Annotated in this window: 12 protein-coding genes; 4 read left to right on the top strand and 8 right to left on the bottom strand. The window is 63.1% G+C overall.

All coding sequences use genetic code 11. The features are described 5' to 3' along the window. Positions 1–73 precede the first annotated feature (73 nt). Both IC234_RS20580 and IC234_RS20575 read left to right on the top strand, forming a co-directional pair. Positions 74–655: a porin family protein gene (locus tag IC234_RS20580; protein ID WP_190928422.1), complete on the top strand. Its 582-nt coding sequence runs from the start codon at positions 74–76 to the stop codon at positions 653–655. A 130-nt stretch (positions 656–785) separates the two neighbouring features. Further along, the gene (locus IC234_RS20575) at positions 786–1379 is read left to right on the top strand and encodes a porin family protein (RefSeq protein ID WP_190928420.1); all 594 of its coding nucleotides are present in this window, start codon (positions 786–788) and stop codon (positions 1377–1379) included. 69 nt (positions 1380–1448) lie between these two features. Here the strand turns inward: IC234_RS20575 and IC234_RS20570 are convergent, their stop codons facing one another. Further along, complete coding sequence (locus IC234_RS20570; RefSeq protein WP_190928418.1) at positions 1449–2813, bottom strand: dipeptidase; 1365 nt, start codon at positions 2811–2813, stop codon at positions 1449–1451. A 100-nt stretch (positions 2814–2913) separates the two neighbouring features. On the opposite strand from IC234_RS20570, the gene IC234_RS20565 reads away from it, so the two are divergent. Then, positions 2914–3681, top strand: a complete 768-nt coding sequence (locus IC234_RS20565) for an energy transducer TonB (protein ID WP_190928416.1) — start codon at positions 2914–2916, stop codon at positions 3679–3681. A gap of 18 nt (positions 3682–3699) precedes the next feature. On the opposite strand, the gene IC234_RS20560 is transcribed toward IC234_RS20565, so the two are convergent. From IC234_RS20560 to IC234_RS20545, 4 genes are all read right to left on the bottom strand, one after another. Further along, entirely contained in the window at positions 3700–4455 is a 756-nt protein-coding gene (locus IC234_RS20560; protein WP_190928413.1) for a hypothetical protein, read from the bottom strand. A gap of 66 nt (positions 4456–4521) precedes the next feature. Further along, positions 4522–5103 carry a hypothetical protein gene (locus IC234_RS20555; RefSeq protein ID WP_190928411.1) on the bottom strand — a complete coding sequence of 194 codons (582 nt, stop codon included), beginning with the start codon at positions 5101–5103 and terminating at the stop codon, positions 4522–4524. A gap of 51 nt (positions 5104–5154) precedes the next feature. Further along, positions 5155–5799 (bottom strand): glycerol-3-phosphate 1-O-acyltransferase PlsY, encoded by a 645-nt coding sequence (gene plsY / locus IC234_RS20550; protein WP_190928409.1) that lies wholly within the window; start codon positions 5797–5799, stop codon positions 5155–5157. Between the two features lie 154 nt (positions 5800–5953). After that, positions 5954–11494 (bottom strand): hypothetical protein, encoded by a 5541-nt coding sequence (locus tag IC234_RS20545; protein WP_190928407.1) that lies wholly within the window; start codon positions 11492–11494, stop codon positions 5954–5956. Positions 11495–11905: 411 nt separating this feature from the next. Between IC234_RS20545 and IC234_RS20540 the strand changes: the two genes are divergently transcribed. After that, on the top strand, positions 11906–12946 hold the full coding sequence (locus IC234_RS20540) for a Gfo/Idh/MocA family oxidoreductase (RefSeq protein WP_190928405.1): 1041 nt from the start codon (positions 11906–11908) through the stop codon (positions 12944–12946). Positions 12947–12961: 15 nt separating this feature from the next. On the opposite strand, the gene fbp is transcribed toward IC234_RS20540, so the two are convergent. The 3 genes from fbp to IC234_RS20525 all read right to left on the bottom strand — a co-directional run bounded on the left by fbp (position 12962) and on the right by IC234_RS20525 (position 15972). After that, the gene (gene fbp, locus IC234_RS20535; protein ID WP_190928403.1) at positions 12962–13975 is read right to left on the bottom strand and encodes a class 1 fructose-bisphosphatase; all 1014 of its coding nucleotides are present in this window, start codon (positions 13973–13975) and stop codon (positions 12962–12964) included. Between the two features lie 95 nt (positions 13976–14070). Then, positions 14071–14535, bottom strand: a complete 465-nt coding sequence (locus IC234_RS20530; protein WP_190928401.1) for a nuclear transport factor 2 family protein — start codon at positions 14533–14535, stop codon at positions 14071–14073. 72 nt (positions 14536–14607) lie between these two features. Further along, on the bottom strand, positions 14608–15972 hold the full coding sequence (locus IC234_RS20525) for an MFS transporter (protein WP_190928399.1): 1365 nt from the start codon (positions 15970–15972) through the stop codon (positions 14608–14610). Positions 15973–16020: the final 48 nt, after the last annotated feature.

Genomic DNA, 16020 nt, shown 5'->3' with positions numbered 1-16020 from the left:
CGAGTATACGGCACGCGCGCACATAACTCACACATAATCAACTTCATTTAATCTTCATCTTTCCCTTTCCGTTATGAAAAAATGTCTCGTTACCCTTGCCCTGCTGGTGGGCGCCCTGGGGGCCGCCCGGGCGCAGCAGGCCACGTCCATTGGCCTCACCGTGGCCTATGGCCGCGACCGATTGCTGAGCAACAGCCAGTACACGTCGGTGAGCCACTCGGCCTACCAGGCCGGCCTCACGGCCAACGTGGGCCTCAGCGACAACTGGTCGTTTCACCCGGAGGTGCTGTACACGATGCGCTATTTCGACACTTCAAACGACGAAAACCTGAACCGCGACGTGAATTCCATCGATGTGCCGCTGCTGGCCCGCTACCGCGTGGGCGGGCTGTTTCTGGAGGCGGGCCCACAAGTGGGCTTCCCCATCAAGGCGGTGAATGAAGACGCGCAAAACGTGAAAAGCGAGCTGAACAGCGTGGTGCTGAACTACGTGGCGGGCGTGGGCTACCGCTTCGGGCAGGGCCCCTCGCTGGGCGTGCGCTACGACGGCGGGGCGTCCAACACCTTCAAAAAAGACGCGTCGACGGTGCTGGGCTCGGGCAAGTTCAAAACCAGCTCGGTGTGGCTGGTGCTGGCCTACTCATTCGGCAGCTAAGGCTTTGCGGCGTTGGCTGATTTTCGCAAAAGCCCGGTTTCTATACCAGAAACTGGGCTTTTGGCGTTAAGCGGGCCGCAGTGCGGAGCCCGGGCGTAGCTTTGCGGCTCCTATCCATTCAGCAGAACTCATGAAGAAAATTGTTTCTACCCTGGCCCTGGTGGCCGGCCTGGCGGGTGCGGCGCAGGCCCAAAGCAACGTGTCGCTGGGTCTGAAGGCGGGTCCGTCGTACGCTTCGTATGTGGGCAAAGACGCCGGCAACTTGGAAGGCCTGTTCGGCTTCCACGCCGGCGCGTTTGCCAACATTGGCCTCAGTAGCCTCTTCGCGTTCCAGCCGGAAGTCATTTATTCGCAGAAGGGCACCAAGTACAAGGACGTGAGCGACGCCCGCACGCGGGTTTCCTACCTCGACGTGCCGCTGTCGTTTCACGTGAACGCCGACGGGCTGTTTTTTGAGGCCGGCCCGCAGGTGGGCTTTCTGCTCTCGGCCAAAAATGAGTTCGGCAACGTGAGCACCGACGTGAAAGACCAGCTCAACAGCGTCGACTTCGGCTACCTCGTGGGCCTGGGCTACCAGCGCAAAACAGGTCCCGGCATTGGCCTGCGCTACAACGGCGGGCTGACCAACCTGCCCAAGGAGGTGACGGTGGGCACTACCACGGTCCAGAACCGCGTCCGCAACAGCGTTTTCCAGCTGTACCTGACCTACTCGTTCGGCGGCTAACGGCGCGGTCATTTCAACAAAAAAGCCCGGCATCTGCGCAGATGCCGGGCTTTTTTGTTGGGAGGAGTGTTACTGCGCCGCCGCGTAGTTGCGGTAGAAGTGCGGAATGGTTTCAATGCCCTTCAGGAAGTTGAACACCCCGAAATGCTCGTTGGGCGAGTGAATGGCGTCCGAATCGAGCCCGAAGCCGAGCAGCACGGTGTCGAGGCCCAGCTCCGATTTGAACATGGCCACGATGGGGATGGAGCCGCCGCCGCGCGTGGGCACCGGGCGCTTGCCGAAGGTGGTTTCCATGGCGTCGGCGGCGGCGCGGTAGGCCACCGAGTTGGTGGGCGTCACCACGGGCTCGCCGCCGTGGTGGGGGCGCACTTCGACGGTCACGCCCTGGGGCGCAATGCTTTCGAAGTGCCGCTGGAATTTCTCGGTGATTTCGGCCGAGGTCTGGTGGGGCACTAGGCGCATCGAGATTTTGGCGTGGGCCTGCGAGGCGATGACGGTTTTGGCGCCCTCGCCGGTGTAGCCGCCCCAGATGCCGTTCACGTCGAGCGTGGGCCGGATGCTGGTGCGCTCCATGCTGGAGTAACCCTTTTCGCCGTAGCTGTCGGGCAGACCGATGCTCTTTTTGAACTCCTCTTCGGAGAACGGGGCTTTGGCCATTTCGGCGCGCTCGTCGGCGCTCAGCTCGTTCACGTTGTCGTAGAAGCCGGGGATGGTAATGTGGCCGTTGGCGTCGTGCAGGCTGGCAATCATCTCGCACAAGGCGTTGATGGGGTTTTGCACGGCGCCGCCGTAGAGGCCGGAGTGCAGGTCGCGGTTGGGGCCGGTCACGGTCACTTCGTGGTAGCTCAGGCCGCGCAGGCCCACCTCAATGCTGGGCACGTCGTTGGCCAAGATGCCGGTATCGGAAATGAGGATGACGTCGGCTTTCAGCTTTTCCTTGTTGGCGCGCACGAAGATTTCGAGGTTGTTGGAGCCAATTTCCTCTTCGCCCTCGAACATGAACTTGATGTTGCAGGGCACGCCGCCCTGGCCGTCGCGCATCATCATCTCGAAGGCTTTCACGTGCATGTAGACCTGGCCTTTGTCGTCGCAGGCGCCGCGGGCGTAAATTTTCTCGTCTTTGATGACCGGCTCAAACGGGGGCGAGGTCCACAGCTCGTAGGGGTCGGCGGGCTGCACGTCGTAGTGGCCGTACACAAGAACGGTTTTGGCCGCCGGCCCAACGATGTATTCGCCGTACACAATCGGGTTGCCGGCCGTGGGGCAGATTTCTACGTTTTGCACGCCGGCTTCTTCGAGGCGGGTTTTCAGGTAGTCGGCGGCCCGCAGCACGTCGGCGTGGAACTTGGGGTCGGCCGACACGGACGGAATCCGGAGCCAGTCCATGAGCTCGTTGAGGAAGCGGGTTTGGTTATCGGCGAGGTACGTGGCCATGCGGAGCAAGAATTAGGGGGTTGGGAATGCGCCGGTAAAAGTAACGGACGCCGGCAGACGGCGGCTCCCGCTACGCCCCGGCGCCCGGTATCTTTAGGGCATGAAGCCAACCTTTTGGGCGCTCCTGCCCTTTTTTGCGGGCCTGGCGCTGGGCGCGCCCGCAGCCGCCCAAGTGTCCAAATCCAGCGCCCCCGTGTACGAGGCAAACGACGTAACGCCGTGCTCGTTCGACGTCCTCACCGCCACCGAACTCATTCAGAGCCGGGCCGTGTATCCAGCCGATTTTCTTAAAAGCGGTGCCTCCGGCGAGGTGCACGTGTCGTTTGTGCTAGACGCCGCCGGCAAAACCCGAGACGCGCAGGTGATGCAGTACCCCGGCTACGAGCCCGCCGACCCAGTGGCCGCCGCGGCCGTGCTGGCGGCCATCAAAGGGCTGCCCAAGCTGCAGCCCGCCCTGCGCGCGGGCAAGCCCGTGGCCGTGCGCATGCCTCTGACTATTCGGTACCCCAACCCGGAGCCTTCCAAAATGTATTCGGCGGGCCCCAACCGCGTGTACCAATACGCCGAACAAATGCCCGAGCTGCCGGCTGGCGGCGGGGCCGGTGCCATTGTGGCCGCGGCGCAGAAAAACCTGCTTTACCCCGAAGCAGCCCGCCAGGCCAAAGTCACGGGGCGGGTGTTCGTCAAGTTCATCATCGGCGCCGATGGCGTAGTGCGCGACGTGCAGGTGGCCAAAGGCCTCGGCTCGGGCTGCGACGAGGCCGCCGTGGCCGCCGTGCGCCAGCTGCCGGCGCTCAAGCCGGGCATGCAAAACGGCTGCCCCGTGGCCGTGGCGTACACCGTGCCGCTAACGTTTGCCGGGCAGTAGCCGCGCACAGCGGGAGCGTCAGAAAGCTTTCTGGTAGAAATGCTCCTTGTCGAGCACAGCGCTGATGGCCTGCACGGCGGCGCGCACCTTGGCCACTGGCAAGCCGGCGTCACCGGCCACGTAGCCATTAGGCTGCACCTGCAGCACCTTGCTTACCTGAAAGTCCTCCGGGGTCGCGTTGCTGGCGCAAGTGGTGAACCCTTGCTTTTCCGCTTCGGCGAAACCGGCCAGGTCGAAGCGGTTGAGGTAGAGCACTACCTCCTGGCCCAGGTGGAAGTCGGGACTCTCGGCCACGTGCAGCCGAAAGGAGCCAACGGGCCCGTTCGCGGTTTTCACGCTGATGGTTGCGGAGCTAAGCTGGCCCTGCCACACTTCCATCACCTTGATTTTGTAGGTGGTATGAAAACAGACCCGCCGGCTGGAATCGCCGGTTTCTTCCAGCACGATGCCGCGCACCACCCAGTCGGCAAACAGGGTTTGCTCGCGGTAGCCATACGACCCGTCGATGAGGATGCGGCGGTCCATCTGCAGCAGGTCGACTCCTTCGCGCCGCAGGGCCTGGGTTTTGGTCACGTCGAGCCGGTTGCGGTAGAAGAACGTGGGCCGCGAGGTGTAGCCTTGTTTCTGAGCCGCCGCCAGGAAGCCGGCCTGGTGCCGGGCCGCTTCCGCTTCGGTGCGGAACGCCCCCACGGGCGCGGTTTGGGCCCGCAGCGGCATTTTGGAGGCAGCGGCCGCCAGGCAGGCGGCTAGCAGCAAGCAGGTTTGTGGTCGCATCCGGGATGGTTGTTGAGAGGGGAATGCCTCAGTGATGCCGTGGCCGGCATTCGTGCACACGCAGGGCTACTGTTTCGCGTCCAGCACCCACGCTTGTATCATCTTCTCGCCTACCCGCCAGGCGGCGGGCCAGTCGGCCTCCGGTGCCTCAAACGTGAGCAGGTAGAGGGTGTCGGTTTTGGCGTTGGCCAGGGCCAGTTGGTACACGATGTGGGTAGCGGCCTCGGGCGGCGCCTCGCGGTAGCGCACCGTGCGCTTGTAAAACGCGCCTTCTACCGTGGCATTCTTATCTAACTGGGTTTGGCCCGGGCCGAAGCCGGCACGCATCATCAGCAACTCGGCGTAATCGGCGGCGGGGCGACCGGTTTTGGCTTTGGCCTTGCGCACCACCTGCAACGAGAGTCCTTCCTGAAACTCGTCGTTTTCGCCGGTTTCTTCGGGCGTTAGGTAATACGTGGGGGCGCCCTTCTCGCCCGTCACCTTATAGTACCAACCCGTTGGCAACGGCATCGCGGCCTTGATTTCGGGCAGCACCTGCCAGGTCCAGCCCGTCGGCGCCGGGCCCAGGGGCTCGTTGTATTTCTGCGCGGCAGCGGGCCACACAACGCACGACATGGCCAAGGCACACGCTACCAGAAAACGGGACATAGCTTAAAACTAACGGTATCGACGGCGATTGTTTCCCCTACGCACCCTGCCTCACTTCCGCCCAAACAGCGGCACGCGGCTTTCGGTGCCGGCGCGCAAGCGGCCAATGTTGGCCCGGTGGGTGTAGATGAGCAGGGCCGCCAGCACGAAGCCGACGTATACCATGAACGGCTGCTGCGGCCGAAACTGGGGCAGCAATTGCAGCAGCGCGAAGCTCACGCCCGCCGTCATGGAAGCCAAGGATACGTAGCGGAACAGCAGCAGCATCACCACGAAAATGCCCATGCACACGCCCACCGTGGCCGGCGCCACGCCCAGCATCATGCCCAGGATGGTGGCCACGCCCTTGCCGCCCCGAAACTGCGCAAACACCGGATAGATGTGGCCCACCACGGCCAGCACCCCGCAGGCCAGCTTGAAATACAGCTCGTGCTCGGGCGCGATGGCGCCGTAGGCCACCAGCAGCTTCGGCAGGAAATACGCCGCCACAAAACCCTTCAGGGCATCGACCAGCAGCACCGCCGAGCCGGCTTTGGGGCCCAGCACCCGGAAAGTGTTGGTGGCGCCGGCGTTGCCGGAGCCGTGCTCGCGAATGTCGGCCAGGTTGAAAAAGCGGCGGCCCACCCACAGGGCCGTGGGAATGGAGCCCAGCAAATAGGCCACCAGAAGGGCAAGGGCAATGTAGAGGTAGTGCATGGGGCGGGGTGGGTCGATGTCAAGGACGATACAAAAGAACGCCATGCGGAGCGCAGCCGAAGCATCTCGCGTGCTATAGTAAATGGTTATTTACTCGGGAGAGATGTTTCGGCTGCGCTCCGCATGACGTTCTGGTCTTGCCCGGCGGAGGCGCTTAGCTGTCGCCGAAGGGGTCGTCGGCGGCTTTCTTCTTGCGCTTCTCTTCCTCCTTCTTCTTTTTCTCCTCCTCCTTTTTCAGCTTTTCGGCTTCCTTGGCCTGGCGCTCGGCTTCTTTCTTGGCCTGGGCGGGGTCGGGCTCGGCAGCAGGAGCGTCGGCGGCGGGTTCGGCGGGTTTTTCCTTGGTTTTGGTTTTCTCCTTTTTGGGCTCCTCGGTGGCCGGGGCGTCGGCGGCCGGTTCGGCGGCTTTATCCTTGGTTTTGGTTTTTTCCTTCACCGGTGCGGGGGCCGGCTCGTCGATGGTGCCATCGCCGAAGGGGTCGTTGTCCTTGGCCTTCTTCTTTTTCTTGGTCGACGCCGGGGCGTCTTCCGCGGGCTGCGAGCCGGGGTTGGCGTTGGGGTCCGCGCCAAAGGCGTCCTCGTCCTTGCCCTTTTTCTTCTTTTTCTTGGGGTCCACCTCGTCAAACGTTTCCTTGGGCGGAGCGGCCGGGCGGGCGGCCAGCTTGCCGGTCTTGCCCAGGAAGTCCTTCTGGAAGTGTGCGCGGAAGGCGTCCACGTCGGAGAAGTCGCCCAGGAAGGTGCCGTAGCTGGTGGCCGTTTCGTAGTCGCCCTTCTGCTTGGCGCCAATTTCGGCGTCGAAGTTCTCGCTCGACGACTTGGCCTTGAGCAGGTTGTTGGCGTACTTCAGGTAGTACCAGGTCTGGGGCTCGGGCTCGAGGTAGACTTCTACCACGTCGGTGGCGTTTTCGCGGTGAATTTCCACGTAGCCGTTCACCAGCGCATTCAGCGCCGTTTTGCCCACGCCGGCTAGGCCAATCTCGCCCACCGAGTACCAGGCGCGCTTCTTCTCGTTCCAACGCAGGTTCACCTTGCTGAGCAGAAGGGTGTGCGCCAGCTTGGGCGAGAGCTTGATGAGCGGGTCGGCGGCGCCGCGGTGGCCCGCGTAGCCCTCCACGCCCTTATCGCCAATGAACTGGCCCAGCTTGTAGAGCTCGTTGGTGGAGCCGTCCTGCGCTTCGGCCGAACCCTTGGTGACCTTGGCCAGCTCGGCGCCCATCACCTCCACGGCCTTGGGCGGCATGTTGATGTCGATGCCCAGCAGGGCGTCTACCGAGTAGCGGGCGCTGTCGGGGTTGGCCGTGCCCACGCCGCTGGCCACCATTTTGTAGTCTTTGGTGGAATTGATGAACGTCATCGGTCCGCGGAAGCTGAGCGAGTTCGTCTCGTCGGTGTAGGTGAGGGCGGCGCCTTCGTAGGCATTCACGTCGCTCAGGTCGCGGCGCGAAATGCTGTAGATGCCCTTTTTGTCGTCGTAGCGCAGCTCGCCGTCCACCTTGAACACGGGCACGTCGGTGGGGTTGGGCACCGTGGCGGCGTAGAGCGGGTACACCTTGTTGCTCTGGTCCGACACGAAGAGGCCGGTCACGAGCGGCGTGCCGTCTTCGGCCTTGATGTCTTTCAGGCTGAGGCTGAAGTTCTTGGGGTCGATGGAGTCTTTCACCGCAATCCACTCGGCCGATTTCCGGTCTTTGCCAAACTGCAGCTGCACCTGGCCGTCGAAGGCAAAGCCGCGGCGCTGCGAGTTCAGCTGCACGTTGCCGCGGTAGCCGATGCGCGGCGTGAGCTGGAATTTGCTGTTGGCGTTCACCACGGCCGTGGCCAGGGTGGCGGGGCCGGTTTCCTCATCGGTCAGGTCCGATTCCTTTTTGCGGCTCAACAAGCCTTTTTTGCCTTTGCCGGCGCCGGCCAACACGGCGCCGGGGTCGGGCTCGAAGTTGGAGAAGCGCAGGGCCACCGAGTCGCGCGCCGTCTTAAACGTGTATTCGGCGGTGCCCGTGAAGGCCACCTTCGACAGCACCTCGATGCTGCCCTTGCTCAAGCGGTGGAATTTGGCCAGCGAGTCGAGCACCACCGTGGCGTTCTTAAACCGCCCAATCTTGCCGTTGGCCCCGATGTTGACCTTGCCCGAATCGGGGTACACCCAGGCGTCGGCGGCGGCGATGTAGGGCACGCCGCCCACCTTCATCTGGTACTTGGCCAGGTCGTAGGTGGCCGTGACGGCCTTGAACTTCAGGCCCTGCTGGTCGGGGTTGGTGGAGTAGAAATACGACTTGGTGGAGTCGGCATTGGCGGCTACGCGCAGCTTCACCTGCTTTTTCTTGAAGTCCCAGTGCCCGCCGCTCAGCGTGGTTTTGAACTTGGAATACGGCAGGTCGATGCTGGCTTTGCTGCCGTCTTCGCGCTTGAAGTCGGCGTAGCCTTTCTGCAGGTTGTAGTCGAACGCCACGTCGTTGGCCGTGAGGGCGGGCTTGTTGGCCTCGGCCGATTTCACGCTCAGCGAAGCCTTGCGGCCCGAGTAGCTGTCCGACTTGAAGGTGAACTCCGGCGACTTGATGAACGACTGCGGCCCGTCGAGGCGGCCGTCGCCGCCGGCGTTTTTGGGCGTCAGCAGGGCGGTGCCTTTGAAGTTGTAGGCCGTGGTGGTCTTGGTTTTGGGGTCGAGGGCCGAGTAGAGGCGAATGGCTTCGCCGCTGGCCGGTGTGGTCAGGTACATCGAGTCCTGGCGCACTTTCCAGTTCATGAGGTAGCCCGCGGGCAGGTTCATCTTCGGAATGTCGGCCCCGTCGGTTTTCTTGGCCGCGATGGCGCCGGTTTTGCCCACGGCCACCACCGAGTCGCGGTAGAACACGAAGCTGTTCGACGTGAACGTGCCCGACTGGTAGTTCACCTGGCCGTCGGCCTGCAGGCCCTTGCCGTCCATCTTCACCTTGTTGAACACGCGGCCCCGGCCCTTATACAGCGGAAAGCCGTCCTTGGGCACATCGTAGATAAAGCCCAGCGAGCCATCGGGCTGCACCGTGAGCTTGGTTTTGATGTCGGGGATGATGCCGCCGCTACGGAAGGTGCCGTCGAACCCGGCCGCCGCCTTGCCGATGCCGTTGAGCGAGTCGAGCTTAAACGGCGGAATGTCGAACACCAGCGTCGAGTCGTAGGCGCCGCCCAGCACGTCCTGCTTGCCGAAGTACACATTGGCCCCGCTCTTGGAGTCAAACGAGGGATAATTCGGCTTTTTCTTGCGGCCCGACTTGTTTTTGGGGTCGTTCAGGTAGAGGCGGCCGGTCGAGACCTTGCCTTTGTTGGTGAGGGCAAAGTCGGCCCGCTTGCCGGTGGGCTTGCCCTTGGCGTCCTTGGCCTCGCTGCGAATGACGATGGAGTCTATCTTGGCCATGTCGACGTAGAACCCGTCGTAATCAAACTTAAATTCGCGCCCCTTGAAGCGCATGGCCGAAGCCACCACCGTGCCGCTGAAGTCGATGTTGCGGTTCTTCTTGATGCGGATGATGGAGCTGTCCGGCTTCACAAATACCGTGGCCGAGTCGTCGGAAAAGTTGAACCGGTCCACGCCGCGCACCAGCAGTTCGTTGGTGTTCAGGTTGAGCGTGGCGTTGCGGCCCGAGCCCGACAAGGACCTGATGGCGATGTGGTCGTAGTCCTTCTTGTCGCGGGCCGAGGCCACGTAGTGGAAGCCTTTCGGCAGAATGGTTACCTCGCCGGTTTGGGGCGCCCAGGCCACGTAGCCGTCGCGCGTGAGGCCGGCCGCGGCGCTGCGCATGTTGGCTTCGGAGGTTTGCAGGTCGCGGGCCAGGTCGCTCACGTTGATGGTTTTGGCGTTGCCGTGGGCCTGGCTGTAGCCCACCAGCATCTGCAGCGGGTGCAGCCGGTTGATGCTTTTGAGCTGCTGGTAGCGGTTGTTGGTGAAGAACTCCTTGCTCTCAAAATCGGCCGACTGCTGGTTTTTCGACGACAGCACCTCGAAGTCGACCGTGGGCTGGCGCAGGTTCCAGGTCAGGGCCTGCGTCCGGATTTCCATCTGGTGGTAGGAGTCGCTGTAGGGCGTGTTCTTGTACAGGCCTTCCTCGCGCGAGAGCTTGAGCTGCTGCTTGCTCTTGTTGTACTTAAGCTGCGCGCCGGGGTGCGTCACCGAGTCTTTGGCGCCCTGGTAGATGGTGATGCCGGCCCGGCTGGCCGTAATCAACGAGTCGCCGAGCACGTAGGCCCGCGACGCAGCCTTGAACTTGGGCTTGCCGTCGAGGCTCACCGTGAGGTTGGAGAGCGAGCCGTCGAGGGCGGCGCTGAGCACCTTGCTGCCCGCCATCGACAGGCCGCCGCGGTACGTGATGTTGTCGCCCAGGCTCTTGATGCGGGCGTCGTTGGTGAGGGAAATGAAGCGCGGGTAGCCGTTGTCGGTCACGCCGGGCTTGCGGCGCACGGCCTTGTAGCTGAGGGCGCCCTTCACGGGGGCTTCCAGCAGGGCCGGATAGGTCAGCGTCACGGGCTGGGCCGTGAACTCCGGCTTGGTCATGTCGAAGTCGAAACCCGCCAGGTCGGCCGTCACCAGATTGGTTTTGATGGACCACACAAACTGCCCGCCCGTGGCAATGAAGCGGTTGGAATTGGGCACGGCCGTGCCGCTCACCTTTTTCAAAAACACCGAGTCGCCGGCCGAGGCCATGAACAGGTCGGCATCTTTGATGACCAACACCGCGCCACGGGCCGGCGGCGCCAGGTATTCCTCATACGGCGTGGCCGACGGCGTGAAGCCGGTGGTGGGCGTTTCAAAGTCGGCCGCTTTGGCGGCTACTTCCGTGGCCGACGGCGTTTTCGTGGCGGCCGGGCTGGCTTTGGCGGCGGGCGCGGCTTTGGCCACCGGCTTTTTGGCGGGCGCCTTCTTTTTCACGGGCGCGCCCCAGCCGTCGTCGGCATCACCCCAGCCCCCGCCCGAGGGCGACGACCACAGGTCGGCAGTGTCCCAGCCGCTGCTGCTGGCTTTTTTCTTCGGGGCCGGCTTGGGAGCGGCTTTGGCCACGGGCTTGGCGGCCGGCTTCTTGGCGGCCGGCTTGGGCGCAGCGGGCAGGGGCTCTTCTTTCACCACCGGCGCGGGCGCCCCAAAGTCGAGGTTGGAAACCGGGGCGTTGATGGGCGAGTACGCAAACGACACCGTGCCGCCCACGGCGCGCAGCGTGTTGTAGCCGGTTTTATAGAGATAGCCGCCGTTGAAGAATCGGTTGGTGGCGGTGATGAATTTCTCGGTTTCGGTGGGGGCTTCTTTGTCCAGGGTCTGGCCCAGCACGTCGAGGTACTGGTCCATCTGCGCGTCGCTGAGCTTGGCCTTGGTGGCGCCGCCCACAATGGCCCCAAACAAGCTCTCGAAGTGCGGCCGGGGCCGGAAGTGCTTGGCCAGCATGGTTTGCGACAGCGCCACGATGCGCGCCTGCTGCGACGACGTGAGGCGGTTGCTGCCCCACAGCTCTTTGAGGCGGGCGGCGGTGGCCATGGCGGCGGCATTCTTGGTGCTGGCCATCATGCTCTGCACATCGGCGATGTACTGGAGCGGGTCGGTGGCCAGTTTGCCCACCTGGTAGCGCGGCGCGGCGGCAGGGGGCGTGCCCGGAGCCGCCGCTTTGGTCTGGGCCTGCGCGGCCGAATAGCTGCCCAGCGCCAGGCCCAACCACGCCGTTAGAAGAAGATATGGCTTCATAAAGTCTGTTTTCTGTAGTAGTCGGCTTGCCGTGCAAGCCCGGGCCGCCCCGCAACGCCTAACGTGTTATTTCTCTGCCTCTGGTGTTGCAGTGCCCGAGTTCAACGACGCGACCACCGCCCACGGGCTGCTTTTCGAACGCAAACACCTGGCACGGAGGATAGTGCCCGGGCTTGCCCACAAAAACCCGGTACAAGTTAGGCAGAATCAAAAAATCAATCTACTACCCAATTACGCCAACCACCAATATTCACTGATTATCAACGCTTCCACTTGCATTCGCCAGTGTCACGTCCTTGCCATAGTTCACTTTTGGCCGCGGCAAGCTGGTAGGGCCGGGCGGCGGCTTCCGGGGTTTCGAGTCTGGACCAAGTACCATCGGTTGCCGGCACTGCGCTTTACATTTGGCGTATGAGCACCGCCCCCATTCGCACCGCCCTGCTGGCTTACGGCATGTCGGGCAAGCTTTTTCAGGCCCCCTTCCTTTCGGCCCACGCCGGCTTCGACCTCGTGGGGGTGGCCGAGCGCACCGAGCAGCGCATGCACCGCGACTACCCCGGCATCCGCAGCTACCCCAGCGTGGCCGAGCTGCTGGCCGACCCCAGCCTGGAGCTGGTGGTGGTGAACACGCCCAGCAATACCCACTTCGACCTGGCCAGCCAGGCCCTGCGCGCCGGCAAGCACGTGCTGCTCGAAAAGCCCGTGGCCACGTCCGTGGCACAGCTGCAGGAGCTGCTGGCATTGGCCCAACAGGCCGGCCGCCACTTGCTGGCCTACCACAACCGCCGCTGGGATACCGACTTTGGCGCCGTGCGCCGCGTGGTGGAAAGCGGCCAGTTGGGCCAGCTCATCGAAGTGCATTTCCGATTCGACCGCTACAAGCAGGCCCTCAACCCCAAGAAATTCAAGGAGGAAGTGCTGCCCGGCAGCGGCCTGCTCTACGACTTAGGCCCCCACCTCATCGACCAGGCCATCGGCCTGTTTGGCCAGCCGTTGAGCTTCCATAAAACCGCGGGCCACTACCGCGCCGGCACGCAGGTCGACGACTACTTCTCGCTGCACCTGCGCTACCCGCAGGGCCTCAACGTGTGGCTGAGCTCCGGCCTGCTCATTGCCGACCCCGTTCCGGCCTACGTGCTCCACGGCACCCACGGCAGCTACCAAAAAGGCCGCACCGACCCGCAGGAAGCCCAGCTGCTGGCTGGTGTGTCGCCGCTGGCCCCCGACTACGGCCGCGAAAAGCCCGGGGAAGAAGCCCGCCTCACCGTGGCCGGCCCCGACGGCAAGCTGGCAACCCGGCCCGACGCCGCGGCGCCCGGCAACTACCTCGGCCTGTTCGACGCCGTCCACCAGACCATTCGGCACAACGCCCCCTACCCCATTCGGGCCGAGCAACTGCTGTGGCAAAACGAGTTACTGGAAGCGCCCGCGGCCTGGGATTTTCGGAAATAGCCGCCTGCGCCTCCCCTACTGCGCGGCCACGGCCTGCAGCTCCTGCACCAAATCGGCAGAGCCCACGAACAGCGGCGCGCGCTGGTGCAGGTCGGAAGTGGGGTGCACGTCGAGCACCACGTCGGCGCCGGTCACGGCCATGCCGCCGGCTTGCTCGATGAGGAAGGCCAGCGGATAGCCTTCGTAGAGCAGGCGCAGCTTGCCTTCGGGCTTGGCCACAGTGGGCGGGTAGAGGTAGATGCCGCCCGTGAACAGGTTGCGGTGGTAGTCGGCCACCAGCGAGCCCACGTAGCGGGCCGTGAGGCGGCGCTCCTTGCAAGTGGTGAGGAAGGTGCGCACAAACTCCGGGTAGTCGAACCAGTTGCCCTCGTTGCAGGAAAACACCGGCCCCTGGCGCGGAATCTTGATATCGGGGTGCGAGAGGAAGAATTCGCCCAGCGAGTTTTCGTAGGTGAAGCCCGCCACGCCGTGCCCCGTGGTGTACACCAGCATGGTGCTGGAGCCGTACAGGATGTAGCCCGCCGCCACCTGGGCCCGGCCGCCCTGCAAAAAGTCCTCCTTGCGGGCCGGCCCGCCAATGCGCGACACGCGCCGGTAGATGCTGAAAATGGTGCCAATGCTCACGTTCACATCAATGTTCGAAGAGCCGTCGAGCGGGTCGATGGCCACCACGTACTTGCCGTGGGTATTGCCCGTTTCGATGATGTGCTCGTCTTCTTCCGAGAGCACGGCGCAGGCTTCGCCGCCGTTGGTGAGGGCCCGAATAAAGCGGATATTGGCTTCCATGTCGAGCTTTTGCTGGTGCTCGCCCTGCACGTTTTTCTCGCCCATGGCCCCGGTGATGCGCGACAGGCCCGCGCGGTTCACTTCGCGGTTCACGATTTTGCCGGCCAGCGCGATGTCGCGCAGCAGCTGGCTCAGTTCGCCGGTGGCGTAGGCAAATTCGGCTTCTTTGCGCTTGATGTAGCGCTCCAGGGTGGTGCCAACGGGCGTGGCAAGCGTGTTTTCGGTGGCTTGGGCTTGGGACATGGAAGTCAGTTGACAGTTAACAGTGAGCAGTTAACAGGTTGTTTTTTCTTGATGGTTTCGATTGTTAACTGCTCACTGTTAACTGTTCACTGGCCTTAACTGGCTTGCTTTTGCGACTGCCACAGCACCACCTGCCAGCCTTGCTTGTTCTTCACCTGCACCACTACGTACTTGAGGTGCGACACGCTGGTGCTGCCATCGGGCTTGGGGGGCGAGGTGATGAAGATGGAACCGTTCACAACGGCCGTTTTGCCGTCGTTGTAGGTGCGCACGTTCAGTTTTTCGACCTCAATTTTCCCGTATTGGCTTTTGCCGTCCTTGATGCTTTGGATGTACTCGGCCTTGGTGTTTTCGTGGCCGTCGCCGTGCGTGTACACCAAGTCATCGGCAAAAGCTTTTTCGAGGAGGGCATAATCCTTCTTCACCTGCGCCTCAAAGCGCTGACGCTCCAGGGCTTCAATCTCCTTTACCAGGGCCGCAGCTTTGGGGCTGGGTGCTTGGGCAAGGGCAAACAAAGGCAGGGCCAGCAGGAGTGCCAGCAGCAAAGGCCGCGTTTTCATATCCGAAATGAGGTTGATGGGAAGCCAACGCGGCGCGGCACTTCTCGGTACCGCGCCGGGCCGGCGAGATTGTTATTCGTCGTCGAGCTTGATGGGCTCCATGCGCGGCACCAGCGTGAACATCAGCACCCAGGCCAGCAGATAGGCCGCACCGCAGATGAAGAACATGATGTAGTAGGCCTTGTCAATTTGCCCGATGCTCTCGAAGTGCACAAACATGCGCTTCTGCACCAGGGCGGTGAGGGCAATGCCGCCCAGGCCGCCCGCCATCCCGCCGATACCCGTCACCGAACCCACGGCCCGCTTCGGAAACATGTCCGACACGGTGGTGAAGATGTTGGCGCTCCACGCCTGGTGGGCCGCTGCCGCGATGCCGATGACCAGCACCGCCAGCCACATGTTCAGGCCGCCCAGCCACTGCGCAAACACGATGGGAAACACGCAGAAAGCAATGACCAGCATGGCCGTTTTGCGGGCCTGAAACGCCGGCATGCCGCGCCGGATGAAGCCCAGCGGCAAGTAGCCACCGCCCACGCTGCCGATGCTCGACAGAATGTACACGGCCGCCACCGGCAGGGCAATGTCGGTGCCCTTCAGGCCGTATTGCTTGCCCAGGAAATCGGGCAACCAGAACAGGTAGAACCACCAGATGGGGTCGGTGAGGAACTTGCCAATGACGAAGGCCCAGGTTTGGCGGAAGGTGAGCAACTTGCCCCACGACGCCTTCGGCTTTTCCTCGGTCACGCCTTCCTCGGGCAAGCCCACGGGAATGTCGGCGTTGATGTAGTCAAACTCAGCCTTCGACAGCCGCGCGTGCTTGGCCGGCGTTTCGTAGAAATACATCCAGAGCACCAGCCACACAAAACCCAGCGCGCCCGTGATGAGGAAGGCCCACTTCCAGCCAATGGTTTCGGCAATCAGCGGCACGGTGAGCGGCGCCACGATGGCGCCCACGTTGGAGCCCGAATTGAAGATGCCCGTGGCCAGGGCCCGCTCCCGCTGCGGAAACCACTCGGCCGTGGTTTTGATGGCGGCCGGGAAGTTGCCGGCCTCCGTAATCCCCAAAAAGCCGCGCGCAATGCCGAAGCCAAACGTGCTGCTCACCAAGGCGTGGCCCATAGCCGCCACGCTCCACAGGGCCGTAGACAGGGCGTAGCCCAGCTTGGTGCCCAGCTTGTCGATGATGCGGCCGGCGCCCACCATGCCCACGGCATAGGCCAGCTTGAAGGCAATTTCGATGTTGGCGTAGTCGCCCGCGTTCCAGTGGAACTCCGTTTCGAGGTAGGGCTTCAGCAGCGAGATAACGGCCCGGTCGAGGTAGTTGATGGTGGTGGCAAAAAACACCAGGGCGCAAATGGTCCAGCGAAATTTGCCCATCACGGCGTTGGCCGTGGCCAGTGGAGATTCAGGCGGCGCCTGAGCGGAAGTTGGATTCATCGAGTTCGGGAATTTGAAACCAGGGCACTACTCGGAAACTACCCGGTG

Source organism: Hymenobacter armeniacus, from assembly GCF_014699055.1.
Classification (GTDB): domain Bacteria; phylum Bacteroidota; class Bacteroidia; order Cytophagales; family Hymenobacteraceae; genus Hymenobacter; species Hymenobacter armeniacus.
The sequence above is the reverse complement of the archived record's forward strand: the minus strand, read 5'-3'. Positions and strand labels throughout refer to the sequence as shown.